This is a genomic window from Sphingomonas rhizophila, assembly GCF_014396585.1.
GTDB classification, from domain to species: Bacteria; Pseudomonadota; Alphaproteobacteria; order Sphingomonadales; family Sphingomonadaceae; genus Sphingomicrobium; species Sphingomicrobium rhizophilum.
The window spans coordinates 2,329,159-2,353,113 of the sequence record NZ_CP060717.1 but is presented as its reverse complement, the minus strand read 5'-3'; the positions used below and the strand labels follow the sequence as shown (position 1 = coordinate 2,353,113).

The 23,955-nt window shown below is 65.3% G+C and carries 23 protein-coding genes and 2 pseudogenes; 8 read left to right on the top strand and 17 right to left on the bottom strand.

Translation table 11 applies throughout. The annotated features are described in order from the left end of the window. The first annotated feature begins 8 nt into the window (after window positions 1-8). Together lptB and rpoN are read left to right on the top strand one after the other, a co-directional pair. A complete protein-coding gene (lptB, locus tag H9L12_RS12040; protein ID WP_187543287.1) occupies window positions 9-746 on the top strand; it encodes an LPS export ABC transporter ATP-binding protein in 738 nt (245 codons plus the stop codon). A gap of 20 nt (window positions 747-766) precedes the next feature. Continuing rightward, window positions 767-2,224, top strand: a complete 1,458-nt coding sequence (gene rpoN / locus H9L12_RS12035) for an RNA polymerase factor sigma-54 (protein ID WP_187541928.1) — start codon at window positions 767-769, stop codon at window positions 2,222-2,224. On the opposite strand, the gene H9L12_RS12030 is transcribed toward rpoN, so the two are convergent. From H9L12_RS12030 to recF, 5 genes and pseudogenes are all read right to left on the bottom strand, one after another. Next, window positions 2,221-2,991 (bottom strand): endonuclease/exonuclease/phosphatase family protein, encoded by a 771-nt coding sequence (locus H9L12_RS12030; protein WP_187541927.1) that lies wholly within the window; start codon window positions 2,989-2,991, stop codon window positions 2,221-2,223. The genes rpoN and H9L12_RS12030 overlap by 4 nt on opposite strands. 34 nt (window positions 2,992-3,025) lie before the next feature. Further along, the gene (gene gyrB, locus H9L12_RS12025) at window positions 3,026-5,533 is read right to left on the bottom strand and encodes a DNA topoisomerase (ATP-hydrolyzing) subunit B (RefSeq protein ID WP_187541926.1); all 2,508 of its coding nucleotides are present in this window, start codon (window positions 5,531-5,533) and stop codon (window positions 3,026-3,028) included. Between the two features lie 151 nt (window positions 5,534-5,684). After that, window positions 5,685-7,130, bottom strand: a complete 1,446-nt coding sequence (locus tag H9L12_RS12020) for a S41 family peptidase (RefSeq protein ID WP_187541925.1) — start codon at window positions 7,128-7,130, stop codon at window positions 5,685-5,687. Window positions 7,131-7,189: 59 nt separating this feature from the next. Continuing rightward, window positions 7,190-8,767 carry a DEAD/DEAH box helicase gene (locus H9L12_RS12015; protein ID WP_187541924.1) on the bottom strand — a complete coding sequence of 526 codons (1,578 nt, stop codon included), beginning with the start codon at window positions 8,765-8,767 and terminating at the stop codon, window positions 7,190-7,192. A 201-nt stretch (window positions 8,768-8,968) separates the two neighbouring features. Further along, window positions 8,969-10,023, bottom strand: a pseudogene (gene recF, locus H9L12_RS12010) (DNA replication/repair protein RecF). A 101-nt stretch (window positions 10,024-10,124) separates the two neighbouring features. Between recF and H9L12_RS12005 the strand changes: the two are divergent. Continuing rightward, window positions 10,125-10,544 carry a hypothetical protein gene (locus tag H9L12_RS12005; protein ID WP_187541923.1) on the top strand — a complete coding sequence of 140 codons (420 nt, stop codon included), beginning with the start codon at window positions 10,125-10,127 and terminating at the stop codon, window positions 10,542-10,544. A 9-nt stretch (window positions 10,545-10,553) separates the two neighbouring features. On the opposite strand, the gene H9L12_RS12000 is transcribed toward H9L12_RS12005, so the two are convergent. The 8 genes from H9L12_RS12000 to H9L12_RS11970 all read right to left on the bottom strand — a co-directional run bounded on the left by H9L12_RS12000 (window position 10,554) and on the right by H9L12_RS11970 (window position 19,058). Beyond that, the gene (locus H9L12_RS12000; protein WP_187541922.1) at window positions 10,554-11,522 is read right to left on the bottom strand and encodes a septation protein IspZ; all 969 of its coding nucleotides are present in this window, start codon (window positions 11,520-11,522) and stop codon (window positions 10,554-10,556) included. 76 nt (window positions 11,523-11,598) lie between these two features. Then, the gene (gene dnaN, locus H9L12_RS11995) at window positions 11,599-12,702 is read right to left on the bottom strand and encodes a DNA polymerase III subunit beta (protein WP_187541921.1); all 1,104 of its coding nucleotides are present in this window, start codon (window positions 12,700-12,702) and stop codon (window positions 11,599-11,601) included. Window positions 12,703-12,819: 117 nt separating this feature from the next. Then, window positions 12,820-13,377, bottom strand: coding sequence for a fasciclin domain-containing protein (locus tag H9L12_RS11990; RefSeq protein ID WP_187541920.1), 558 nt, complete (start codon window positions 13,375-13,377; stop codon window positions 12,820-12,822). A gap of 40 nt (window positions 13,378-13,417) precedes the next feature. Next, window positions 13,418-14,416, bottom strand: a complete 999-nt coding sequence (locus H9L12_RS11985; protein WP_187541919.1) for a hypothetical protein — start codon at window positions 14,414-14,416, stop codon at window positions 13,418-13,420. A gap of 91 nt (window positions 14,417-14,507) precedes the next feature. Beyond that, the gene (locus H9L12_RS11980; RefSeq protein ID WP_187541918.1) at window positions 14,508-15,773 is read right to left on the bottom strand and encodes a spinster family MFS transporter; all 1,266 of its coding nucleotides are present in this window, start codon (window positions 15,771-15,773) and stop codon (window positions 14,508-14,510) included. A 38-nt stretch (window positions 15,774-15,811) separates the two neighbouring features. Continuing rightward, window positions 15,812-16,408, bottom strand: a complete 597-nt coding sequence (locus H9L12_RS11975; protein WP_246450742.1) for an alpha/beta fold hydrolase — start codon at window positions 16,406-16,408, stop codon at window positions 15,812-15,814. Beyond that, window positions 16,405-16,683: an alpha/beta fold hydrolase gene (locus H9L12_RS13765; RefSeq protein WP_246450402.1), complete on the bottom strand. Its 279-nt coding sequence runs from the start codon at window positions 16,681-16,683 to the stop codon at window positions 16,405-16,407. The genes H9L12_RS11975 and H9L12_RS13765 overlap by 4 nt, the downstream gene beginning before the upstream one ends. A gap of 53 nt (window positions 16,684-16,736) precedes the next feature. Further along, a complete protein-coding gene (locus H9L12_RS11970; RefSeq protein ID WP_246450401.1) occupies window positions 16,737-19,058 on the bottom strand; it encodes a TonB-dependent receptor in 2,322 nt (773 codons plus the stop codon). A gap of 193 nt (window positions 19,059-19,251) precedes the next feature. Between H9L12_RS11970 and H9L12_RS14240 the strand changes: the two are divergent. Together H9L12_RS14240 and H9L12_RS11965 are read left to right on the top strand one after the other, a co-directional pair. Continuing rightward, a pseudogene (locus H9L12_RS14240) lies at window positions 19,252-19,341 on the top strand (TetR/AcrR family transcriptional regulator); the annotation flags it as partial. A 45-nt stretch (window positions 19,342-19,386) separates the two neighbouring features. Continuing rightward, a complete protein-coding gene (locus H9L12_RS11965; protein WP_343060388.1) occupies window positions 19,387-19,803 on the top strand; it encodes a hypothetical protein in 417 nt (138 codons plus the stop codon). On the opposite strand, the gene H9L12_RS13760 is transcribed toward H9L12_RS11965, so the two are convergent. Beyond that, a complete protein-coding gene (locus H9L12_RS13760; protein WP_246450400.1) occupies window positions 19,800-20,303 on the bottom strand; it encodes a kynureninase/PvdN C-terminal domain-containing protein in 504 nt (167 codons plus the stop codon). The two genes, H9L12_RS11965 and H9L12_RS13760, sit on opposite strands and share 4 nt — an antisense overlap. 362 nt (window positions 20,304-20,665) lie before the next feature. On the opposite strand from H9L12_RS13760, the gene H9L12_RS13755 reads away from it, so the two are divergent. Then, entirely contained in the window at window positions 20,666-21,025 is a 360-nt protein-coding gene (locus H9L12_RS13755; protein ID WP_246450399.1) for a hypothetical protein, read from the top strand. Here H9L12_RS13755 and H9L12_RS11955 read toward each other — a convergent pair. Together H9L12_RS11955 and H9L12_RS11950 are read right to left on the bottom strand one after the other, a co-directional pair. Next, window positions 20,959-21,720, bottom strand: a complete 762-nt coding sequence (locus tag H9L12_RS11955) for a tryptophan 2,3-dioxygenase (RefSeq protein ID WP_187541917.1) — start codon at window positions 21,718-21,720, stop codon at window positions 20,959-20,961. The two genes, H9L12_RS13755 and H9L12_RS11955, sit on opposite strands and share 67 nt — an antisense overlap. A gap of 53 nt (window positions 21,721-21,773) precedes the next feature. Then, window positions 21,774-22,235: an outer membrane protein assembly factor BamE gene (locus H9L12_RS11950; RefSeq protein WP_187541916.1), complete on the bottom strand. Its 462-nt coding sequence runs from the start codon at window positions 22,233-22,235 to the stop codon at window positions 21,774-21,776. Between the two features lie 123 nt (window positions 22,236-22,358). Here H9L12_RS11950 and H9L12_RS11945 point away from each other — a divergent pair, with 123 nt between their 5' ends. Together H9L12_RS11945 and H9L12_RS11940 are read left to right on the top strand one after the other, a co-directional pair. Next, on the top strand, window positions 22,359-22,871 hold the full coding sequence (locus H9L12_RS11945; protein WP_187541915.1) for a ubiquinol-cytochrome C chaperone family protein: 513 nt from the start codon (window positions 22,359-22,361) through the stop codon (window positions 22,869-22,871). Continuing rightward, complete coding sequence (locus H9L12_RS11940) at window positions 22,868-23,389, top strand: YceD family protein (RefSeq protein ID WP_246450398.1); 522 nt, start codon at window positions 22,868-22,870, stop codon at window positions 23,387-23,389. Before H9L12_RS11945 ends, H9L12_RS11940 begins: the two co-directional genes overlap by 4 nt. Before the next feature lie 6 nt (window positions 23,390-23,395). Here H9L12_RS11940 and ssb read toward each other — a convergent pair whose 3' ends face one another. Beyond that, window positions 23,396-23,896 (bottom strand): single-stranded DNA-binding protein, encoded by a 501-nt coding sequence (ssb, locus tag H9L12_RS11935; RefSeq protein WP_187541914.1) that lies wholly within the window; start codon window positions 23,894-23,896, stop codon window positions 23,396-23,398. Window positions 23,897-23,955 lie beyond the last annotated feature (59 nt).

Genomic DNA, 23,955 nt, shown 5'->3' with positions numbered 1-23,955 from the left:
CGGTCGAAATGGCCGGAGCGCCGTTTCGCGGGCTTGAGGTCCGGTCGATCGCCAAATCCTACGACAAGCGCGCCGTGCTTCACGATGTGTCGATGAGCGTATCGCGCGGCGAGGTCGTCGGCCTTCTCGGCCCCAACGGTGCCGGCAAGACGACCAGCTTCTACTCGGTTATGGGCCTCGTTCGTCCCGACACCGGGCGGATCATTCTCGACGGGCAGGACATCACCCACCTGCCGATGTACCGCCGCGCTATTCTGGGCCTTGGCTATTTGCCGCAGGAAACTTCGATCTTTCGCGGCCTCACCGTCGAACAGAATATCCTGTCGGTGCTCGAAGTTAGTGAGCCGGACGGTGCCGCCCGTGCCGCGAGGCTGGAGCAATTGCTCGACGAATTCGGCCTGACCCGCTTGCGCACCTCGCCGGCTATGGCGCTTTCAGGCGGTGAGCGTCGGCGCTGCGAAATCGCGCGCGCACTGGCTGCCGATCCTTCGATCATGCTGCTCGACGAACCGTTCGCCGGCATCGACCCCATTTCGATCAGCGACATCCGCGACCTAGTGAAGGACCTGAAGCAGCGCGACATCGGCGTGCTGATCACCGACCACAACGTGCGCGAAACGCTGGAAATCGTCGACCGCGCCTGCATCATCTACGACGGCCAGGTGCTGTTCGAAGGCACCCCCCAAGCGCTCGTCGCCGACGAGCAGGTCCGCCGGCTCTACCTCGGCGAGAGCTTCGCGCTGTAGCGCCGGCGGGCAGGGTCATCATGGGGCTCGGCCCACGTCTCGACATTCGCCAAACTCAGTCGCTGGTCATGACCCAGCAGCTGCAGGCGGCCATCAAGCTGCTGGCGCTGTCCAACCTGGAAATCGAAGCGGTCATCGCCGAGGAATTGGCCAAGAACCCGCTGCTTGAGGCGCGGCCGGGCGAGGGCGCGGCCGAAGGCGGCGTCATCGTTCGCGAGGATCGCGAAACGGGTGATGAGGCGCCCGACCCCACTGGCAGCGACGAGCTGATCGGCAAGCTTGGCGGAATCGACGACAGCCCGGTCGACGTCGACTGGCGTGAATCTGCCCTCGACGTCGACAGCGCCGTCGACCTTCCATCCGGAAACGACGAGGGATTCGACTTCGATCGGCTCGAAGCCGGCGAGACTGGTCTGAGTGAGCACCTGCTGGCCCAACTCCATGGCATCGGCGGCGCCGTCGGTCGCGCGGCCGAGGCTATCATCCATGAGCTGGAAGAAACCGGCTACCTTCAAACGCCGCTGGACGTCATCGCCAACGAAACCGACACCGGCCTGGCCGAGGTGCGGGAGGCGTTGGCACTGGTCCAGTCGCTCGATCCGCCGGGTATCGCGGCGCGCAGCCTGGAAGAATGTATCGCGCTCCAGGCGAAAGCCGCCGACCGCTATGACCCCGCCATGGCGCGGTTGATTGCCAACCTCGACCTGCTCGCCAAGGGGCGAATGAAGGATTTGAAGCGCATCTGCGGAGTCGACGACGAAGACCTCGTCGACATGGTCCGCGAACTCAAGGACTACGACCCCAAGCCGGGCTGCCGCTTCGTCAATCGTGAACCGGACGCCATCGTTCCCGACCTTTTCGTCCGCCCTTCCCGCGGCGGTTGGACGGTAGAGCTCAACAACGCCGTGCTGCCGCGGGTCCTCGTCAATCGACGGTATCATGCGGAGTTGAAGCGCGGGCCACAGGACAAGCAGTCCAAGGCATGGCTCAACGATTGTCTGGCGAGCGCGAACTGGCTGGTGAAGGCACTCGACCAGCGCGCCCGGACCATCGTTAAGGTCGCGACCGAGATCGTCCGCGCCCAACAGGCGTTCTTCGAGGGGGGCGGCGTCGCGGCCCTGAAGCCGCTGAGCATGGCTAAGGTCGCCGAGGCGATCGAGATGCATGAATCGACCGTCAGCCGGGTTGCCGCCAACAAATATTTGGAATGCGGCCTGGGTCTGTTCGAGCTTCGCTACTTCTTCGGTTCAGGCGTCGCTTCCGACAGCGGCGAGGGCGCTGCGGCAGAGGCCGTCAAAGCCCGAATCGGCAAGCTGATCGCGGCCGAGGACGACATCCTGAGCGACGACACGCTGGTCGAGTTGCTGAGGAAGGAAGGGTTCGACCTCGCTCGACGGACCGTCGCCAAGTATCGCGAGGCCATGGGCATCGGGTCGTCGATCCAGCGCCGGCGCCAACGCAAGATGGCCGGCGGCTAAAGGACCAACCGCGCCCAGATCGGCAGATGGTCGCTCGCCTTGCGCGCCTCGCTGCTGCTGTGGACGCCGCAGGCGTCGATCTTCAGCTTCTTGTCGACGATGATCCGGTCGAGCGCGGCCACCGGCCTGCGGCTGTGGAAACTCGGGCCGGTCGCCGCGAACCGGTAATGCCCGTCCAATTCCGCCAGGCTTTGCGCGCGAGGCCGCCATTCGTTGGTGTCGCCCATCAACACGGTCGGCATCGGCCGGTGGCAGTGGCGGATATGGTCCAGAATCGCACGCACCTGCCGCTTGCGCCACAGGCCGCTCAGATCGAGGTGCATTCCGACGATGCGCAGGTCGCGCCCGCCGATGCGCAATTCCGCGACGACCGCGCCGCGCGGCTCGAAGGTCGGCAGGTGGAGCGCCTCCGTGCCGGTGATCTCGACGTCGCGCTTCACCAGGATGGCGTTGCCGTGCCAGCCGAGGTTGCGGGTGGCGAGGCCAAGCCTGCTCTCGATCCGTTCACCGAAGGGAATCGCGTGCGCCAGCCGCGAATGGCTCACCCCGAATTCCACCGGCTTGTAGAGCCCGTGGCCGTCGATCAGCTCATGCGGCACCGCCGAAGCGCGTGTCCCGAAACGTTTGTCGGCTTCCTGCAGCGCGACGATGTCGGCGTCTATTTCCTGGAGGACATGAAGCACCCGGTCCGGCCGCCGCTTGCGGTCGGTCCCGATGGCCTTGCGCATGTTGTAGGACGCGACGGTGACGGTGGCGGGCACGCTCATCCCACCGCCAACCCGATCGCCGCGCCGATGTTCCTCAAACGTCGAGGTTCGCGACGTTCAGTGCGTTGTCCTGGATGAACTCGCGGCGAGGCTCGACCACATCGCCCATCAGACGGGTGAAGATCTCGTCCGCAACGTCGGCCTGGTCGATCGCGACGCGGAGCATCGACCGGTTGAGCGGATCGAGCGTCGTTTCCCACAGCTGCTCGGCGTTCATTTCGCCAAGCCCCTTGTAGCGCTGGATCGACAAGCCCTTGCGGCCCGCCGCGAGAATGGCGTCTAGAAGTTGCGACGGGCGGGCAACGAGCGTTTCGCCCTTGCCGATGACCAGCGCGGTTTCCGTCTCTTCGTCACCCTCGGCGCCGTCGTCGGTCGTCGCCGTATCGTCTTCGCCGGCATCGCTTCGCTCGGCCGCCTTGAGCGCCACGAGCTTGCGCGCGCCGACATAAAGTTCGGCCTGCTCCTTGGCGAGGACGTGCAGCTTGCGTGCTTCGGTCGAGGCAATGAACGCCGCTTCGATGATGTGATGGTCGGTCACCCCGCGCCACAGCCGCTCGAAGTGGAAGCCGCCTTCAGACGTCAGCCGCGCCGTCCACTGCGCCTCGGGATCCCCCTGGTCGAGCCGCCGAGTCACTTCCGCGAGGCGGCCGGCGCGTTCGTCCGAGCCGATCGCGGGATCGAGCGCGCCACCGAGCGCCAGCGTTTCGACGATCACCGGATCGTAGCGGCGCGGCGCGTAGGCCATCAGCGCCCGCATGCGGCGAGCATGTTCGACCAAGGCCAGCAACGGCGAGCCCGAACCGATCCCGTCGAGCGAGGTCAGCTGCACACCATTGCGGACAAGGTAGTCGTCCAGCGCCGCTTCATCCTTGAGATATTCCGCCGCCTTGCCGCGCGTCGCCTTGTACAGCGGCGGCTGGGCGATCAGCAGGTGGCCCGCCTCGATCAGTTCCGGCATTTGCCGGTAGAAAAAGGTCAGCAGCAGGGTGCGAATGTGGGCGCCGTCGACATCGGCGTCGGTCATGATGATGATCTTGTGATAGCGCAGCTTCTCGAGCGTGAATTCTTCCCGCCCGATACCGGTGCCCATCGCCTGGATCAGCGAGATGATCTCCTTCGACGAGAGCATGCGATCGGTTCGCGCGCGCTCGACGTTCAGGATCTTGCCGCGGATCGGAAGGATCGCCTGATATTCGCTGTTGCGGCCCGACTTGGCCGAGCCGCCGGCCGAATCGCCCTCGACGATGAATAGTTCTGACTTGGCCGGGTCGCGCTCACGGCAATCGTGAAGCTTGCCGGGAAGTCCCGTCACCCCCATTACCGTCTTGCGGCTGGCATCACGCGCCTTGCGTGCCGCTTCGCGAGCCGCCGCGGCGTCGATCACCTTCTGGATGATGGCACGGGCGTTGGCGGGGTTTTCTTCCAGCCACTCGCTCATCTTGTCGCTCATCAGGCTTTCGAGCGGCTGGCGAACTTCGGAACTGACCAGCTTGTCCTTGGTCTGCGAGCTGAACTTGGGATCGGGCAGCTTGACCGATACGATTGCGGTCAGGCCTTCACGCATGTCGTCGCCGGTCAGCGCGACTTTCTCCTTTTTCAGAAGGCCGGACTTTTCCGCGTAATTGTTGATGGTGCGGGTCAGCGCCGCGCGGAATGCGGCCATGTGCGTGCCACCATCGCGCTGCGGGATGTTGTTGGTGAACGGCAGGACGTTTTCGTAATAGCTGTCGTTCCATTCCAGCGCGACATCGATGCCGATCCCGTCGCGCACCGCCGAGATGGCGATCGGTTCGGGGAACAGCGGCGTCTTGGCGCGGTCGAGATATTTGACGAACGCGGCGATCCCGCCCTCGTAATACAACTCATGCTCGACCCGCTCCTCATGGCGCGCGTCGGCCAGGATCAGGCGGACGCCCGAGTTGAGGAACGCCAGCTCCCGGTAACGATGCTCCAGCCGTTCGAAGTCAAATTCGGTGATCTTGAACGTCTCGGGGCTGGGCAGGAAAGTGACGCGCGTGCCCTTCTTGCCCTCCGGCGCCGGGCCGACAAGTTTCAGGGGCGCGACCGCGTCGCCATGGGCGAATCGCATGAAATGCTCCTCGCCGTCGCGCCAGATGGTGAGGTCCAGGAATTCGCTGAGCGCGTTGACGACGCTGACGCCGACGCCGTGGAGACCGCCCGAAACCTTGTAGGCGTTGTCGTCGCTGGTGTTTTCGAACTTACCGCCGGCGTGGAGCTGGGTCATGATGACTTCGGCCGCGGAGACCCCCTCCTCGGGGTGGATGCCGGTCGGAATGCCGCGTCCGTTGTCCTCGACCGTGACCGAGCCATCGGGATTGAGCTGGATCAGGATGCGGTCGCAATGCCCGGCCAGCGCCTCGTCGATGGCGTTGTCGCTGACTTCGAACACCATGTGGTGCAGGCCCGACCCGTCGTCGGTGTCGCCGATGTACATGCCCGGCCGCTTGCGCACCGCGTCGAGGCCCTTGAGCACCTTGATGCTTTCGGCGCCATAGCTGTTCTGGTTGGGATCGGAGGCCATCGGGTTCCATCAATTCCTGGAGAAAAAGGGACGCGCGGACGAGTTCTGGACTAGTCGATCAGGGCCGGGCGAGAGGTGGCCCGGAAAGCGCGGAGAATCATGGCTTCCACCATAGGCGCACGGGCGCGGAAAGGGAAGCGTTTCAGGTCCTTCAGGCGACGATTCGCAGTGCTTTTTCCAGCGCCTCGTCGCGCCCTTCGGCGATGGCCGATGCGGTCACCGGGACCATGACGTCCGGGCGGATGCCGGCGTCCGGCTGCGGCTTTTCGGGGAAGTAGCCGATCAGCGGCAAGTCGAACTCGAGCCCACTGTCCGGCAAGCGCACGAAGAAGTAGGCGCCGCCGTTGATCCCGCGCCGGTTACCGCCCGTCGGTTCGCCGACGAGGGTCGCAAGTCCCGCGTCCTTGATCCGCTGCGCGAACTGGAATGTCGCCGAGCTGTTGGTCGAGGAGATGAGCACCACCACCTTCCCGTCGAATCGCGGCGCGAGCGGGGCAATGACATCCGACCCGCCGCTGTCGGCGGGGGCGAGGCGGAAATAGCCGCCGGCCGCGGCGGGAGCACCCTTGCCGAGCGAGACGAAGCTCTTGTCCCATGTATCGAGTGGTCCCCGAAGGTCGGCGGGCACTTCCTGAAACCGGACCAGCCGTTGCATCGGCTCGGCCGGAAGCGGTAGTCGCGCCAGGCGTGACAGAATGACGTCGCCGCAATCCTGCCCGCCCTCGTTGGCACGGAGGTCGATGACGAGGCCACGCGTGCCGTTGCTGGCGATGCGCGTCATCTGCGCGTCGAGCCAGCCGCGCCAGTTCCAGCGACTGTCGTAGAGCGCCCAATTGTCCATCGTCAGGATCGCGGTCGCCCCGCGCTGCTCGATCGCCCATTGCGGGTCGGTGCCGTCGCGCTCGGGCGCCTTGACCCGCGCCGCAAGGCGCGCGGTGCGATCGATCGTGGCGACGGTGCGCGTCTCCACTTTTCCGGCCGGGTAACGCAGCTTGAGCCGCACCGACCTGCGGAGCGGCCAGAGCAGCGGCTGGTACAGGTCGAATTCCTCGTACTGGTCGCGCCCCGCGATGCCCATCAGGGCGCGGCGCTTGTCGTCGTTGCTGCCGTCGGCGCGGGCCAGGGGAAGGAGCGCGGCGAGCAGGGTCGCGACCGGGCGTCCGTCGATCGTCAGCACTTCCGTACCGGGCTGGATGCCGGCCCCAAGTAGGTCGCCGGTGACGATCATGCGCTGGCGCAGCCAGCGGAAGCGAAAGGGCAGCAACGCCCGGCCGCCGGTCAGCCGGACGATCGTCGCGTCGGTCTGATTGTAGGGATTGATGTGGGTATGGCCGCAGCGGATCGGGCCGAGCAGCCGCGCCAGCGCCAGGGTGCGCTGCTCGATTGCCGGCGATGCCTGCCATGCCCGGGCGAACCGGGCATAACGTCCTTCGAATTCGGCAGGGGTTTGGTACCGGTAAAGGCCGGGGTGCAACGTCGTCAGCAGCGCGCGCACCCATTCTGGATCGGTGCGTGGCGTGGCCGACCAAGCCGGAAGCGGCACGACCGACGCCGCCAGTCCGGCCAAAGCCTGACGCCGGCTAAGCGAAACGTCCATTCGAACCCTCCCCCGTAACGACCATTAGCCGATACGGAAGGCGGGTTCGAGTGGATGCGTCAGCCTTGGGCGCGGTTGGGACGCCGGCTACCGGGACGGCCACGACCACCGCCGAATGGGCGCTTGCCGCCCTCCGGGCGATGCGCCGGATGAGCGCCGGCCCGCTGCGGATGGCGCTGCCCATCGCTGCGCGGACCACGGTCCTGCCGCAGTGCGGAAGGCCCGGAACGCTGCTGCTCCTGCCGATTCCCAAACTGGTCGAAGCTACGCGGGCTGTCGTCACGACGCACCTGTTGGGGACGGGCTTCGTCGCGACGGGCCTGCGGCGGACGCGCCTCGTCGCGGCGCGGCTGGCGATCGCCGCGCTCGCCGAAGCGCCGCAATTCGGCCGTTGCCTTGGGGCGGCGCGGCTGGTCACGGCGACCGCTGCCCGACGTGCGACCCCGAACAGCTTCCTCGGTCTTGGCCGGCAGCTTGAGCGCCTTGAGCGCAGCAGCGGCGGCAACGAAGCCTTCCGGCAGCGGCTTCTGGTCGATCCGCTGGCGGGTGGTCTTCTCGATGTCCTTGAGATTGACCCGCTCATCCGGCGAGCAGAAGGCGATCGCGGTGCCATCGGCGCCGGCACGCGCGGTGCGGCCGATGCGGTGTACATATTGCTCCGGAACGTCCGGAAGGTCGAAATTGACGACGTGGCTGACGCCCGGAATGTCGATCCCGCGCGCGGCGATGTCGGTCGCGATCAGCACCGGCGTCTCGCCCGACTTGAACGCGGCGATCGCCCGTTCGCGCTGCGGCTGCGACTTGTTGCCGTGGATGGCGGCGCTGGCGATGCCCGACGCGGCGAGCTGGCGGACGATCTTGTCGGCGCCATGCTTGGTGCGGCTGAACACCAGCGCACGCTCGATCTCGGTCGACTGCAGGAACAGCGTCAGCAGCGCCGCTTTTTCGGCCTGGTTGACGAACGTGACCGTCTGATCGATCCGCTCGACCGTCGTCGCGGCCGGGGTCACCGATACTTCGGCGGGGTTGGTCAGATAGGTGTCCGCCAGTTGCTTGATGGCGCGCGGCATGGTCGCCGAGAAAAACAGGGTCTGGCGCTGCTTCGGGACGATCTGGACGATCCGCTTCAGCGCATGGATGAACCCAAGGTCGAGCATCTGGTCCGCCTCGTCGAGCACGAGGATCTCGAGGCGGCTGAGGTCGATCGCGCGCTGGTCGACCAGGTCGAGCAGACGGCCCGGCGTTGCCACGAGCACGTCGAGACCACGCGCCACGGCGCGGACACTTTTCATCGGCGCGGTGCCGCCGAACACGACGTCGACCGTGAGGTGGACGTTCTTGGCATAGGTGCGGGCGCTGTCCGCGATCTGCGAGGCGAGCTCGCGGGTCGGCGCAAGCACCAGCATCCGCACCCGCTTCGGGATAGGATGGACACGCGGGGTCGCCAGCCGGTCGAGCGACGGCAGCATGAACGCCGCCGTCTTGCCGGTGCCGGTCTGGGCGATGCCCAAGAGGTCGCGGCCGGTCAGCACGGTCGGGATGGCCTGCGCCTGGATCGGCGTCGGCTGAGTGTAATTCTTCGAGGCGAGCGCATCGAGGAGGGGCTGCGAGAGCCCAAGGTCGGTAAATTGGGTCAAGATGAAATCCGATGTTCAAAGCGATCGGCCGCGCGTCGGGGCGCGGCTCGACCAGGGGTTGGTTGAGCACCCCGCGTGATATGGAGAGCATGAAAGCTGGGTCGAGGCGCGGGCCGGATCCTCCTGACGGAGGTCGATCACGCCGCTTGCTAGGCGCCTCGTGTTGCGGTGCAATATAGGGCGTTTCGCCGAAAAGTCCAGTCAATGCTCGGACGTGCTACCGTCGGCGACCTCGATACGGGTGGCCTCGTCAGGCTCGATGGCGTCGAACAGGGCGTTTTCAGTCCCTGTCATCCACACCTGCCCGCCGGCTCGCAATTGGTCATAAAGTGCTTCGCGCCGTGCCGGATCGAGGTGGGCTGCAACCTCGTCGAGAAGCAGGACCGGCGCCGCGCCGCGCTGCTGCTGCACCAGCCGGGAATGCGACAGGATGAGTCCCAGCAGCAGGGCCTTTTGCTCCCCAGTCGAAGCGCGGGCCGCTACGATGTCCTTGCCGTCGAAGATGACGTTCAGGTCTTCGTTGTTGGGCCGATGGTCGACCGCCGAGCCGACGCGTCGAGCGACCGCACTCGCGACAGCCGCTCGCCGAGACCGTCTGTAGCGTTCGCTAGACTGAGACGGGCGACGGGAAAGTCGCCGGCCGACTGGCTGGCCTCCAGACCGGACACGGTCGCAAGCCGCGCGGCCGTCACCGCGGCGCCATGTTCCGCCATTTGCGCTTCTAGCGCGCCGAGCCATTCCTCGTCCCACGGCGGCGGGTCGGCGAGCAGCTTGTTTCGTGCCCGCATGGCCGCTTCGTAGCGCGCCGCATGAAAGGCGTGGCGCGGATCGAGCGCCAGCGTCATCCGGTCGAGGAATCGCCGGCGCCCGCCCGGACTGTCGGCAAACAGCCGATCCATTGCCGGGGTCAGCCACAGGACGGACAGCCGCTCCCCCAGGGAATTCACCGCCGCCGCAGCACCGTTGATCCGGACGATGCGGCGGTCCGGGTTTGCCGGTTCCGTCCCGGTCCCGATTTCCGTGGCGTCGTCCAACCGCGCCGCGACCCCGAAACCGCCCGGCCCGTCTCGCCGGGCCATTTCTACGTTGGCGGTCTGGCGGAGGCCCCGGCCGGGCGCCAGCAGCGAAACGGCTTCGAGGACGTTGGTTTTTCCCGCGCCGTTCGGTCCGGTCAGCAGGATGAAATGGCGATCGGGCTCCACCAGGGTCGACAGATGATTCCGGAAATTCGTCAACGAGAGGCGTTTGATCGTCACTTGTCCCTCGTAGCGCAACCACCGCCCCGCTCAAGCGAGCGACGATTTGCCTTTATGTTGCGCTGCAACATGATAGGGTCCGGGCCTCGAGGAGACGGCGGATGACGGACCTGTTTACTTTCTGGGCCGGTTGGATCGAAACCGGCCGCCTGATTGGCGAGACACTGAGCGCATCGAGCGAGGTCGTCGCGCGTCGCGGCGGTAAGATCGCCTGGGCTTTCCAGAACCCTTTCGGCGGCGACTACGCAGAAATCATGCGGATGGTGGAGGAGAAGGCCCCCGCTTTCGCCAAGGCCCAGCAGAATATGATGGGCGACCTGACCGCACTTCACAGCGATGCCATCCTGCAGGGGCAAGCGATCGGGATGGCATTGACGGGCCTGAGTGGCCCCGGGTCGCCGGGAGCGATCCTTGCCCGGTCGAGCCGCATGTCGAGGCGCGCATCGCGAAGTGGCCGTCGTGCCCTGCGGCCGATCCATGCCGTTGCGACAGCCAACCGCCGGCGACTCAAAAAGGGCTGACGCTCCGTGTTACGACGATGATGCCGGCCTTTTTGGCGCCTGCCGCGACCATCGGATCGCCATAAGGACCAGGGCAAACGACAAGGGTACGTCGCCGAAGGTGGTGTAGAACAGCCAGACGTTCGTGCTGACGAGCTTGACCACCACATAATTCGACAGGGCCAGGACGACGCCAACCAACCCCATTCCTATCGCCAATCGACGTTCGTCGATGTCGGTATAGGCGATGTAGCGCGACATCCCCCGCCCCAATCGCTTCCCGCGCAGCAGCAATCCATCCAGCAGAAAGAAGGTGGCGCCGATCAGGCCGACGATGGTCGATCGTTGCTTGATCAGTTCATCGTCCTCGAAAGCGATTGCAAAGCCGGCGGACACGAGCAGCATGACGATACCGAATAGCGCCATGCCGCCGATCAGGTCGACCTTTACGAACCGCTGCGCGATCATCAGCGCGATTCCGACGGCGGCGCCGACCAGCGCGGCCGTGCGAAGGTCTGTGAACTTGGCGACCGCGAAGAAAATCAACGAAGCGGCGATGTCGACGAGGATGGGCACCCTGTTCTTCTTGAGCTTCGCGACGTCGTAGGTCGGCTTTCCCTTCGCATCCTGTTCACGCAGCATGCGCGCCATGCGCTCCGGATAGGCGATGGTTCGCCCCGGATGGCTTTCGTGGACGAGTTGGCCGTCACGACGGACGGCGATTCCGACCCGGATATAGTCGATGTAGCCCGCTTCGATCTCGATGTACGATCCATCGGCCAGCGTGGTCGACAACCGGTGGTTGCGCGTCGCGGCGGCACCGGTCGCCGGCGTTTCGTCGGCGGCGACGGCGTCGCCGTCGATCAGCAAAGTCGAATACAGGCCGGACAGTCGGGCATCGAACCTGACGAGGCAAGCATGTCCATCGACCTTGAATGGCAGTTTGTAGAGCCAGATGCGCGGACCGGGCTTGGCTTGATCGGCGACGGTGTCGTTCACCCTACGCCTCTGCCTTGCGCCAGACGCCGCCGAGCGCCCCGCCTGGGCCGGTCCGTCATTTCAGTTGCCGCGCCGGTCAGACGCGCATCGGCATGAGGACGTAGAGGGCGCTCGACTTGTCATTCTCTCGAAGCAGGGTCGGCGCGGCGGCGTCGGCGAGGTGGACCTCGACGCTGTCACCCTCGATCTGGCCAAGAATGTCCATCAGGTAGCGGGCGTTAAACCCGATCTCGAGCCCGTCATTGCCGTAGTCCGCGGGCAGTTCCTCGACCGCCAGGCCGTTTTCCGGGCTCGTCACCGACAGCGTCACCTTGTCGCGGTCCAGCGCCATCTTGACCGCTCGGGTCTTTTCGCTGGCGATGGTCGACACGCGGTCTACGCCGGCCATGAATGTCTTGGGATCGAGCTTGAGCAGCTTGTCGTTGGCCGTCGGGATGACCCGATTGTAGTCCGGGAAAGTGCCGTCGATAAGCTTCGAAGTCAGCACCGCATTGCCAAGGCCAAAGCGGGCCTTGGTCGATGACAGCGACACTTCGACCGTGCCCCCCACCTCGTCGAGCAGCTTGCGAAGTTCGCCAACGCACTTCTTCGGGATAATGACGTCGGGCATGCCGTCGGCGCCCTCCGGCTTGTCGACCGTGACGCGGGCAAGCCGGTGGCCGTCGGTCGCCGCCGCCTTCATCTTGTCGTCGGCGACGTGGAGGAAGATGCCCATCAGGTAATAGCGCGTTTCCTCGCTGGAGATGGCGAAGCGCGTCTTGTCGATGATCTGGCGAAGCGTGGCGGCCGGAAGCTCGAAGCGGGTCGGCAGGTCGCCCTCGGCGATCACCGGGAAATCGTCGCGCGGCAGGGTCGACAGGTTGAAGCGGGCACGCCCGGCGACAACCTGCATCTTGCCGTCGGCGGCGCTCAGTTCGACCTGGCTGCCTTCCGGAAGCTTGCGGACGATGTCGAAGAAGGTGTGGGCCGACACGGTCGTTGCGCCGGGCTGTCCAACCTGCGCGGGAACGCTTTCATCGACCTGCAGGTCGAGGTCGGTCGCCATCAGGCGGATCGACCCGTCTTCCTTCGCGTCGATCATGACGTTCGAAAGGATCGGGATGGTGTTGCGGCGTTCGACCACCGACTGGACATGGCCCAGGCTCTTCAACAGGGTCGCCCGCTCGATCGTCGCCTTCATGTCAATAATGCCCCTTGCGCGTGATTGCCCCGACTATAGCGAGGCAAGCGAAGGGCGGAAGCGGTAAATTGGATGCGAATGAGGCCCGCGGCAGGGTGTTGCCGCGGGCCATCAACCTTATTTGCTCGGCATCAGCACCGAGTCGATTTCATGAACCACGCCGTTCGACCGCTTGGAGTCGGCGGTGGTGACGATGGCCTTGGTCCCGGCGGCGTCGGTCAGGACGATCTTGTCGCCTTCCTTGGTCGCCGTCAGCGTCCCGCCGCCCATGGTGGCGATCTCGGTCTTTCCGCCGCCAGCGTCGATCGCCTTGCCGATATCCTCGGCCAGCATCGTGCCTGGGAGGATGTGGTAGCTCAGCACGCCAGTCAGGTCGGCGCGCGATTCCGGCTTCATCAGCGTATCGAGCGCACCCGCAGGCAGCTTGTCGAAAGCGGCATCCGTCGGGACCAGTACGGTGTAGGGTCCCGGACCGCCCAACGTCGCATCGAGGCCGACCGACTTGGCGGCTTCGGCGAACTTGCTGCCGCCGGGCAGGCCCTTGGCGATAGTATCCTCACCGGCCGCCTTGGCCGATTCAGCGGTCGGCGCCGCGGGATTGTCGCCATTCTTGTCGCACGCCGAGAGCAGCGCCAGCGACGCGGCGCCCAGGGCAATGAATTTGAGCTTCTTCACGATTGTCATCCTGTCCAATGGAGGTGGGAGGAAGGCGCGATCAGACGAGCGCGTTGATCACGGCCGTGATCAGCTGCGTGGTCGGGTCAACGCGATAGATGTAGCCGTCGTTGTAACGATACCAATTGTCGGGCGTGTCATAATATTGCGCCCGGTACTGCAACGGGACGTTGTACACGCCGTAAGTGGCCGGCAGCCGCTGGCCGACGCCGAGATCACCCGCGAGCAAGGCAACGATCGACTGCACCGCCTGCGTCTGCGGGTCGAGGCTGTAGATCGCTCCATTGCCGTAGCGATAGAGATAGTCGCCGCCGTCCGGGTAATAGGTGCGGTACTGATACGGCACGTTGTAGTAATTGAAATCGGACGGATACATCATCCCGACCGGGTAATAGCTGTAGTCCCGGTCATAGTAGGGGAACAGCGCGCTGATCAGGTTCGACCCGCGATCCACGCGATAGATGTACCCGTCGCCCATCCGGTAGAAGTAGCGGTCATCGTCGCGGTACCAGTCACGATATGGACCATCGAGCATTGCCCCGAGGTAGGCGGGCGCCAGCGCGGAACCGACCAGCTTCTTGGCCTGGCCGGGCGGCAGACAGCCGTTGCCCTTCTTGGCAAGGCCCGGCGGGCAACCGCCGCCGTCAAAACCGTAATAGTTGGCAACGGCGACGCGCGGCGCGCCTCCGTCACGGACGCGAACGACGGCGCGGTCGACGACATCGACCTTGCGGTCTCCGCGATCGACTTTCCCGCCGCCGCGATCGACCTTGTCGGCACGAGGCGGCCCGCGGTCGATCTTCGCGACCTGGCCTTGGCCTCGATTTCCACGTTCGGCCTTCATCTGGGCGCGGTCATTGCCTCCGCCCTGCCGCTGCACGGCAGCCTTGGGGCCGCCACCGCCGCGTTCGACCTTGGCCTTGCCTTGGCCGCCACCGCCGTGACCGCCGCCATGGCCTCCGCCCTGCTGTCCACCAGCGAGCGCGGGTCCGCTAATCGCGAGCGCCGCGGCGCCCGCTGCGAGCAAAATCTTGTTCATCGAAGAACTCCTTCCGGAGCCTACAAACGGCTCGGAAACCGCTCCGTTCCGCCGGCGACTCGGTGGGAACCCCTCAGTCCAGACCCGAAGCCTAGTCTTCGACCCAGTCTTCGCGAAGGCGGCGCACGGCGAGCAGCATCAGCAGCGCAGCGATCAGATAGAAGCCGACAACGCTGACCGAAGCATAGCGAAGCGCCTCGGTTCCGTAGCGTTCCTTGAACATCACCGATAGGGCGCCGATCAGGGTCGGGCCGACCCCGAGACCGATGAGATTGTTGATCAGCAGGAAGCTGGCCGACGCAGTGGCGCGCATCGGCTGAGCGACGAGGTGCTGGACCGCGGTCGTCACCGGCCCCAGCCAGAGAATGTTCAACGCGTTCGGAATCAAAAGCAGGCCCCACGCCGCCCAGGGATCCGACGATAGCAGGCCGATCGCAAACATCGGTGCGGTAATCAGCCAGGCGATGGCCGGCAGTCGCGCATACCAGCGGCGGTCGCCCTGACCCAGTCGGTCGGCGAGCCAGCCGCCGGCAAACACCCCCGCGGTTCCGCCGATCAGGAAGATGGACGCGAGGAACTGCCCGCGCTCGATTAGCCCGAAGCCGAAACTGCGCTCGAGGACTGTCGGGGTCCACAGCGCAAGGCCATAGCCGGCCAGCGAGCTCAGCGAGGCGGCGAACGCCATCAGCCAGAAGGCCGGTTTGCGCGCGATGATCGGGAATGCCTGCGACAGGGAAACGGTGGCGGTGGCCGCGGCCGACCGTGGCACGTCCCGGACGAAGATCAGCATGATCGGCGCCAGGACGAGGCCGGCGATGCCCATGGCATAGAAAGCCGCGCGCCAGCTGATCCACGACGCCAGATAGGCGCCGATCAGCGTGCCCGCCGCGAGACCAAGCGGGATGCCCAGCGAGAAGATCGCGAGCGCGCGGGCGCGCCGCTTCGGCGGGTAGTAGTCGGCGATCAGTGCATAGGCCGGAGCGACACCGCCGGCCTCGCCGATGCCGACGCCGAGCCGATAGACGAAGAGCTGCGTAAACCCGGTCGCCGTCCCGCACAGCGCGGTGAAGCCGCTCCACACCGCGAGCGCCCCGGCGATGACCTTGCTGCGGCTGGTGCGGTCGGCCAGCATGGCGAGGGGTACGCCCAGCACCGAATAAAGCAGCGCGAAGGCGATTCCGCCGATCGCGCCGAACTCGGCGTCGGTGAGCTGCAGGTCCTTGATAATCGGTCCGGCAAGGATGCCGAGGATCTGCCGGTCGAGGAAATTGAAGATGTAGGCGAGCAACAGGAGCGCCAGGATCGGTCCGGGCGAACGCGTCACCACCGCGGCTGGACCGGTAAGACGTTCACTCATGGTCCAGTCCTCCTGACACCGGCGTCTTCGCGCCTTGACTACGCCACCGTTCGCAGGAAGGCGCGGATCGCGTCAACCGCTTGCGGCTCGGAAAGAGATGGCGCGTGTCCGACGCCGGAAACGTCGACGCGATGCATCTTGGGCGCCATCCGCTGCATCCGTTCCGCAATGGTCGTCGACAGAATGTCCGAAAGCGCCCCCCGAATCAGCAGCACTGGCCGACCACGGGTCAATCGCCGGAACAGATACCGGGCGAGCAAGGGTGCCCAGGGCGGCGGGGGCTTGCTGCTCGCGACGGCAATGGCCGGGTCGTAGTCGAGGACTGGTCCATCAGCGGCGTCGCGGAAGGTTCGCTTGGCCACTTTTCGCCAATCTTGCTCGCCGTAATCGGGGAACGCGACTGCGTTGATCCGCTCGACGTAGGCGGTGGCATCATCCCAACTACGAATCTCCACCGGCTGCCCGGCATAGCTCAGGATCCGCGCAATGCCTTCCGGCGCGACTTCCGGGCCGACGTCGTTGAGCGCCGCCGCCGCAACAGCGCGGGGGCGGACGGCAGCGAAGGTCATCGTTATCAGGCCGCCCATCGACGTCCCGACGAACGCGGCGCGCCCGACGCCCAGCGTGCGCATCATCTCACCCACGTCGCGGGCATAGACCTTGGGGTGTAGTTTTCGGGATGGGGATCGTAGCCGGAACGCCCGCGACCGCGAACGTCGGGAACGATGACACGGTGGCCCCAACCGGCGATCAGCGGCGCCAGGTCTTCGAAATCGGCCGAATTCCGGGTGAAGCCATGCAGGCAGATGACCGGCAATCCGGTCTCATCGCCTGGCGGCGCATAGTCGCGGGCGAACAGTTCCAGCCCGTCTCGGGACGTCCAGCGTCGTTCGGAATATCCGGCGCTCATCGGCAATTCGTGTAGCGGGGCGTTCGGTCCTGCCGAACGCCCCGGGCCACAGCCTAGTAGCGCGCGGTCAGGCGCAGGCTGACCGTGCGCGGGTTGCCGTAATAGACGGTGCGGATCGAGCCGATGGTCGAGAATTCCTGGCCGTCGGTCTTGTACCGGCGGTTGGCCAGGTTCTGGCCGTAGACCCCGATCGCGAAGCGCTTGCCTTCGGTTTCGTACACCAGCCGCGCATCGTGCACCCAGTAGCTGCCCTGGAACAGCCCTGCGATCTCGGCATCGCTGTTCACCGGCGTATTGTCGACTGCCAGGGCGGTTCGAGACTTGTACCGGCTCTGGCCGCCGATCGTGATGCCGCCGGCTCCGGCCAGGTCGAAGGCGTACTGTGCGCCGATGCGGGCCGTCCACTTCGGCGAGAAGGCTGGCGTCTGGAACGCGCGGCTGCCGTCGAACAGGGTGAAGCGGGCATCGTCGAACTCGCGATACTTCGCCTTGAGGTAGCCGACTTGCGTATCGAACAGCAGGCCGTCCAACGGCGTCCATGCGGCCTCCAGCTCGGCCCCGCGAATGCGCAGCTTTCCGGCATTTAGGACCGAAAGCTTGGGCGACGGGAGGCCCGTGATCGGATCGGTATCCTCTCCCGACACACGGGCCTGGAAATCGCTATAGTCGTTGTGGAAGACCGCGCCGTTGATGCGAAGGGCACTGCCCCACGACGTCTTGAACCCTGCTTCGTAGGACTTCACCGTCTCCGGATCATATTCGGTCGATTCCGCGACCGAGTTCGCGCGGCCATTGAACCCGCCCGACTTGAAGCCCTTGGCAAAGCGCGCGTAGACCATCGAGTCCTTGGTCGGGGACCAGTCGACGCTGAGCATCGGCGACGTGTCGTTCCATCCGGCCTTCGCCGGATTAAACAGGTAGGTCCCGTTGAACCCCGGCAGCAGGGAATAGAAGGTGCTGGTCGTCCGGAAATAATCCTTCGTTTCGCGGGTAAAGCGGATCCCACCCGAGACGTGTACCGATGGCACGACCTCGAAGCTGGCGTTGGCGTAACCGGCGTAGCTCTTCGTCTTGAGATCGTCGTCGATCGTGCGCAGGAACCCACTGTTCAGGAACAGCGGCCCGAGCAGGTCGTCGGCGTAGGCCTCCTGGTGCGACTTCACCCGCTCGTCGAGGTAGTAAAGCCCGGCGACCGCCTTCAGCCGGTCGGTCGTGTAGTTGAGCTGGACCTCTTCGCTCAGCTGGTTCTGGCTGACGCCGACGAAGACGTCACCGATCTCATACTGGGTCGCGTCGATATCGATGTAATCGTCGGTCTTGAGGTTGCGGTAGGACGTGATGACCTTCAGCGTCAGGGCATCGGTGATGTCCGTGGCGATGGTGCTCGAGAAGCCGTAGTGCTTGAGCTTTGTCGAGTTGGGCAGACCAGGCGTCGTGCGGCCCTTCCAGTCATATTTCGTCGCCGGATTGTCGACCACCAGCACGCCGCCCGAGAACGTCGTGAGGTTGTTGAGCGGGCGCCCGACATTGAGCGCAGCATCGTCCTTGCTGTAGTCCGCCGTCAGGTCGATCCGAAGGTTCGAATAGGGCGTGAAGGCAAGAGCGCCGCGAACGCCGAACGTGTCCTTGTCGTTATAGTCGCGATCGAGGACTTCGTCCTCGACGAAGCCGTCACGCTTCGAGCGCAGCACCGCAACGCCGGCCGACACCGTTTCCGAGATCGGTCCGGACACTGCTGCCTTGAGTTCCAGCGCGTCATGATTGCCGACCGTCAGCGAGCCGTTGGCACGGAACGTCTTGCCGGGCCGGCGAGTGACGAACTTCAGCGCGCCACCGATGGTGTTCTTGCCGTACAGGGTGCCCTGCGGTCCGCGCAGCACCTCGACCCGCTCCAGGTCGAGCAAGTCCATCTGGTTGCCACGGATGCGCGACAGGTAGACGTCGTCGATATAGACGCCGACCGCCGGGTCGAATGTTTGCAGCGCGTCCGGTTGGCCAACGCCGCGAAGGAAGATATTGGTCGCGTTCGAGGAGCCACGTCCCTGGACGATATTGAGATTGGGAACGGCGCCCTGGAGCGCGGTCGAATCGCTCGCCTGGATGCGGTCGAGGGCGCGCTCGTTGAACGTCGAGATCGCGGACGGTACCTTCTGAAGCGATTCTTCGGTGCGACGCGCGGTAACGACCACTTCCCCAACAGCGCTGTCCTGACCCTCGTCATTGGCTGCACCGGTGGCTTCCGGCGCCGGCGGCGCGTCTTGCGCTTCGGCGGTCGTCTGCTCGGCGGTCTGCGCCGATGCGGCCGTCGGAATCACGAACGCGAACGCTGCGCCTGCCAGGAAAAGCGCACGCGCGCTGTCGATACGACTCATCATCTAGTCCCCTCTCCTTGGCCGATGTCTCGAGCATCCAGCCGTTCCCAAGAGGCTATAATGATAGTTGAACCAACTTTCAACTTGGCTAAAGTCAGCGGATGGCGGGGGCTTGAGGAATGACCAGCGGCGATAGCGACACCCTGGCTTATGCCAGCAAGGGCAAGGCCCGCGGACGAAGCGCGGCGAGAAGACGCTGAGGAAAATTTTAGACGCCGCGCTGGCGGAATTCGGCGAGCGCGGCTTCGGCGAAAGTTCGATCGTCGGGATCACGACCCGCGCCAAGGTCGCGCTTGGCACCTTCTATACCTATTTCGACAGCAAGGAGGCGGTGTTCGCTGCCCTCGTCCGCGACATGTCGGGCCAGGTCCGCGACTATGTCGCACCAGTCTTTGCCGAGGCGACCGATGCGCTCGACGGGGAACGCCGGGCGCTGGCGGCCTATCTGCGGTTCGTAGTCGATCGCAAGGAAGTCTACCGGATCATCGACGAAGCGGAGTTCGTCGACCCCGAAGGTTTTCGAACCCACTACGAAACGGCGGCGGCCCGGATCGCCGGCCGACTTCGCGAGGGCGCGCAGAACGGCGAGATCCGCGACGATGGCGAACTTGCCAACGAAGTCCGCGCCTGGGCGATGATGGGCATTAACGTCTTCCTGGGACTGCGCTTTGGCGTTTGGGGCCGCGAAGATGCCGACGCGGTTGCCGAGCATGCCAACACGATGCTTCGCGACGGGCTGAAGGCCTAGCGGAGGGTCCGCGCGACGGCCGCAAAGGCAGCGATATCGCTTTCGTCATGATAGAGGCCCAGTCCGATCCGCAGCACATCGCCGCGCACGTCGGTGACGCAGTCGCGGGCCAGGAGGTCATTGCACCATTGCGCGGCGCCGAGATGGCGAAACGCGAGGAAGCGGGCATGCGGCTTTCCGTCGAGCGGGTTGAGTAGCTCGGCGTCGGCCAGCGGCGTTCCCTGCAGCGCGTCAAGCAACGCCGACTGGAGCGCGCCGACGTGCGCGGAAACCGCCTTCGTGTCGATGCATTCCTTCGCCAACATCCGCTGGATGGCGTTGAACCGATACAATGCCGTCGGGTCGAACGTCGCGCCCATGAAACGCATCGCGTCGGGCGCGTAGCCGACCATTCCGGGCGGCAGGGTGAGATCGTCAAATTCCGCGTACCAGCCGGTGATTGGCGGCCGCGGGCCGAATCGGGGCGGGCAATGCATGAAGCCCATCCCCTCGCCGGCCATGGCATATTTATAGCCGCCCCGAGGAAGAAGGCCCGCTGCGCGGCGTCCGCCGACAACGGTGCGTCGATCGCCATGAACGCGTGATAGCCATCCACCACGACCCACGGACCCTCAGGTCCGGCCAGTCGAGCAAGCTCATCCACCGCGTCGAAGAGGCGGCCGCTGCCGAAAAGGACCTGGCTGACCAGGATGAGGTCGTATGACCCGCCATTCGCTGCCGCGAGAAAACGCGCGCTGAAATCGTCGAACGGCTCGGTTCGCACGCGGTCGACCCTGAGCAGTCCCTCTTCCTCCCATCGGGCGAATTGCCGGCGCGCGGAATGGAATTCGCCATCGCTCATCAGCACGCGAAGCGGCCGCCCATGGGCCCGCGGGCAAGCAGCGACCAGGCGGACGAGGAAGTCGTGGGTGTTGGCGGCGAACACGATCGAATCGGCGGTGGCACCGCCAAGCTCCGCCGCCACCGAAGCCTGCGCGGCGGGCCAGACCTCGCCCATCACCCGGTCCCATTTGCGGTCAGCGAGGCGCGCAGCGTCGTTCCAGCATTCGACCTGGCCATCGAAGCTGGCGTCGGGCCACAGATGGTGACTGTGGGCGGCGAGGTGCAGCCGTTCCGGCGCTGCGCCGAGCGAGCGCGTGAAGAGCCGCTTGAAGCTCACAATTCGGTGCGCAGCGACCAGAGTTCGGGAAAAGCGCGCTTGGACAAGGTCGACGCCAGATAGGCGACACCTTCGGACCCGCCGGTGCCGCGCTTCATGCCGATGATCCGTTCGACCGTCAGGACATGCTTGTGCCGCCACGAAGCAAGCGCGTCGTCGATATCGACCAGCTTTTCGGCAAGCTGGTAGAGTTCGAACTTCTCGTCGGCACGGCGATAGACGTCGAGCCAGGCGGCGCGGATTTCGTCGCTCGAGCCGACTGAATAGCCTCCGCGGGTCAGGGCCGCATTGGCCTCGTCCCACAAGGACGGCTCTGTGATCGCCCGCTCCAGCCTCGCCCGGCCCTCACTGCCGCCCTCGTGAAGCTCGAGGTAGCGCGGGTCTTTCAGGCCAAGGCGATATTCAACTTCGCGGAACTGCGGCGACTGGAAGCCCGACGAGGTACCGAGCACGTGGCGGAAGGCGCTATAGTCGACCGGTGTCAGCGTCGCGAGCACGTCCCACGACAGGGTCATCACCGACTGGATCCGGCTGACCCGGGACAGCGCCTTGTAGGCTTCGGAATATTTGTCGTCGCGGACCAGCGCCGTCGCGAGGGCGACTTCGTGAAGCATCTGCTTCAGCCACAGTTCCTTGGTCTGGTGGATGACGATGAACAGCATTTCGTCGTGCAGGGACGATTGCGGATGCTGCGCCGTCAGGATGGAGTCCAGCGACAGATAATCGGCATAGGTCATGCCGGTGGGCGTTGCGGTCATGGGGCGGGCTTAGAACCCGGCCGCCTCTCCGACAAGCGGCGGGATGCTTCGCTTTACTGCGTGTCGGCGCCCGGCAGGCCCGGCTGCGAGATCGAGCTGATATTGCCGAACAACTCTTCGAGCAGGCCCTTCTTGTGACCAAGCGTCGGGGTCTTGCCGCCCATCGGGTTGACCGCGACGATCTGCGATTCATCGGTGGTCTGGACCGCGGCGACGTTGCCGGCCTGGTCGAAACTGACGTGCAGGATGGTGGCATCGACCGTCCGCGGATTACGGAACGCGAACCGGCGGGTCTGCTGGGTCACATAGTACCAGTCATTCGGGCTGAACTGGCCGACGAAGGTAGGCCGGCCGAGCGACTTGCTGACCGAATCCTTGTTGTCGATCCCCGGCTGGATCGCCTGGGTCAGCTGTTCGTCGGCAACGAAGCCGTGCGATTCCTTTATGCTGACGCAAGCCGACAGCGAGGCAAGCCCGAGGAACGCAACCGCCAATTTGGCCACCCGCATCGTCATTCAATGATCTCCAAGGTAAAGGGCATGCGCGCCTTGCCCGCGACCCCCGCGCCCAATATGCGGGAAAAGGTTGTGCGCGCAACCCGTTGGCGCACAGGCGACTCGCAGGAACGGAGGTGTGACATGCGATCGATCATGGCGATGGTTCGTCCCCGCCGGAACGACAGCGCCGCGCTTTACGCCGCGCTGGTCGCCGAGGCGCGGCAGCGCGGCTGGTACCTGGATGGTGGTGTGCCCGACACGCTCGACGGCCGGTTCTCCGTCCTGTCGACCGTCGTTGCGATTGCCATCCTTCGCCTGGAAAGCGGCGGGGAAGAGGCGGTTCGGTCCAGCGTTTCGCTGACCGAATCCTTTATCGCCGACATGGACGTGCAAATGCGCGAGGAGGGGTTTTCCGATACCTCCCTGGGCAAGCAAGTGCGCCACATGGTCGGCGCGCTGGCCACCAAGGTCGACCGCTGGCGGACGACCATTGCCGCCGACGGGTCGTGGGATGAAAGCGTCGCCGCGTCGATCGAGCGCGGCGACCATGCCACCGAGGCCAGTTCGACCTTCGCCGCCGAATCGCTTCGCCGGCTCCATGAATCGCTGGGCGGCGCGAGTGATGCCGCGGTCATCGCAGGGAAATTCCGTTGAGCCGATTCCAGCAGCGGCTGTCGCTCGGCGAGATCCGGGACGGGGACCGGATCGAACTGGTGGCCGACGAGGGCGCGCGCGCCGAAATTGCGCAGCGGCTTGGCCTGCTGGCGTTGGATCGGTTGGAAGCACATGTCGCCCTGTCGCGCGACGGAGACACGATCGAGGCCAAGGGTCGCGTGAAGGCCGCGCTCGACCAGGCCTGCGTCGCCACTGGTGACCCGGTTCGGGCCCATGTCGACGAAGCGTTCGACCTGCGCTTCATCCCGGAACCAACCGGGACTTCGCCTGACGAAGAGGTGGAGTTGTCCGACGACGAACTCGACACCATGTTTCATGACGGGAAGAGCATCGACCTTGCCGCCGCGGTCACGGATTCGCTGGCCCTGGCGCTCGATCCATATCCGCGCAGTGCAGCGGCCGATGCCGCCCTACGGGAGGCTGGCGTATTGAGCGAGGAGGAGGCAAGCCCGTTCGCGGCGCTGGCCGCCCTTAAGGGCAAATTGCCGGGCGAATAGCGCCGCTTAGAACGGAACGTCGTCGTCCAGGTCGGTGTCGAATGCCGCCGGCTGTGGGCGCGACTGCTGGCGCAATCCGCCACCGCCTTGGGCCGAACCGCCGAAGCCGCCGTCATCGTAGCCGCCTCCGCCATAGCCGCCACCCGACCCGCCACCTTCGCCGCGGGCATCGAGCAGGACGAGTTCACCGCGAAATTTCTGGAGCACGATCTCGGTGGTGTAGCGGTCGTTACCCGACTGGTCCTGCCACTTGCGGGTCTGCAATTGGCCTTCGATGTAGACCTTGCTGCCCTTGCGCAGGTAATTCTTGGCGACGCGGCCAAGATTCTCGTTGAAGATCGCAACGGAATGCCATTCGGTCTTTTCCTGCCGGTTGCCGTCGCGGTCCTTCCAGTTTTCCGACGTCGCGATGCGCAGGTTGACGACCTCGCCTCCGTTGCTGAACGAGCGGCTTTCCGGGTCCTGCCCGAGGTTGCCGACCAAAATCACCTTGTTCACGCCGGCCATGCCGCTCTCCCGATCTGGATCTCGGGGAAATCGTTAGGCCGCGTGAAGCGCCTCGGCAA

Excerpts from the sequence above, each read along its gene's own strand:
- lptB (WP_187543287.1), top strand. The coding sequence starts at position 9 with ATGGCCGGAGCGCCGTTTCGCGGGCTTGAGGTCCGGTCGATCGCCAAA.
- rpoN (WP_187541928.1), top strand. The coding sequence starts at position 767 with ATGGGGCTCGGCCCACGTCTCGACATTCGCCAAACTCAGTCGCTGGTC.
- H9L12_RS12030 (WP_187541927.1), bottom strand. The coding sequence starts at position 2,991 with ATGAGCGTGCCCGCCACCGTCACCGTCGCGTCCTACAACATGCGCAAG.
- gyrB (WP_187541926.1), bottom strand. The coding sequence starts at position 5,533 with ATGGCCTCCGATCCCAACCAGAACAGCTATGGCGCCGAAAGCATCAAG.
- H9L12_RS12020 (WP_187541925.1), bottom strand. The coding sequence starts at position 7,130 with ATGGACGTTTCGCTTAGCCGGCGTCAGGCTTTGGCCGGACTGGCGGCG.
- H9L12_RS12005 (WP_187541923.1), top strand. The coding sequence starts at position 10,125 with ATGACGGACCTGTTTACTTTCTGGGCCGGTTGGATCGAAACCGGCCGC.
- dnaN (WP_187541921.1), bottom strand. The coding sequence starts at position 12,702 with ATGAAGGCGACGATCGAGCGGGCGACCCTGTTGAAGAGCCTGGGCCAT.
- H9L12_RS11985 (WP_187541919.1), bottom strand. The coding sequence starts at position 14,416 with ATGAACAAGATTTTGCTCGCAGCGGGCGCCGCGGCGCTCGCGATTAGC.
- H9L12_RS11980 (WP_187541918.1), bottom strand. The coding sequence starts at position 15,773 with ATGAGTGAACGTCTTACCGGTCCAGCCGCGGTGGTGACGCGTTCGCCC.
- H9L12_RS11975 (WP_246450742.1), bottom strand. The coding sequence starts at position 16,408 with ATGATGCGCACGCTGGGCGTCGGGCGCGCCGCGTTCGTCGGGACGTCG.
- H9L12_RS13765 (WP_246450402.1), bottom strand. The coding sequence starts at position 16,683 with ATGAGCGCCGGATATTCCGAACGACGCTGGACGTCCCGAGACGGGCTG.
- H9L12_RS11970 (WP_246450401.1), bottom strand. The coding sequence starts at position 19,058 with ATGATGAGTCGTATCGACAGCGCGCGTGCGCTTTTCCTGGCAGGCGCA.
- H9L12_RS13760 (WP_246450400.1), bottom strand. The coding sequence starts at position 20,303 with ATGGCCGGCGAGGGGATGGGCTTCATGCATTGCCCGCCCCGATTCGGC.
- H9L12_RS13755 (WP_246450399.1), top strand. The coding sequence starts at position 20,666 with ATGGGCCCGCGGGCAAGCAGCGACCAGGCGGACGAGGAAGTCGTGGGT.
- H9L12_RS11955 (WP_187541917.1), bottom strand. The coding sequence starts at position 21,720 with ATGACCGCAACGCCCACCGGCATGACCTATGCCGATTATCTGTCGCTG.
- H9L12_RS11950 (WP_187541916.1), bottom strand. The coding sequence starts at position 22,235 with ATGACGATGCGGGTGGCCAAATTGGCGGTTGCGTTCCTCGGGCTTGCC.
- H9L12_RS11945 (WP_187541915.1), top strand. The coding sequence starts at position 22,359 with ATGCGATCGATCATGGCGATGGTTCGTCCCCGCCGGAACGACAGCGCC.
- ssb (WP_187541914.1), bottom strand. The coding sequence starts at position 23,896 with ATGGCCGGCGTGAACAAGGTGATTTTGGTCGGCAACCTCGGGCAGGAC.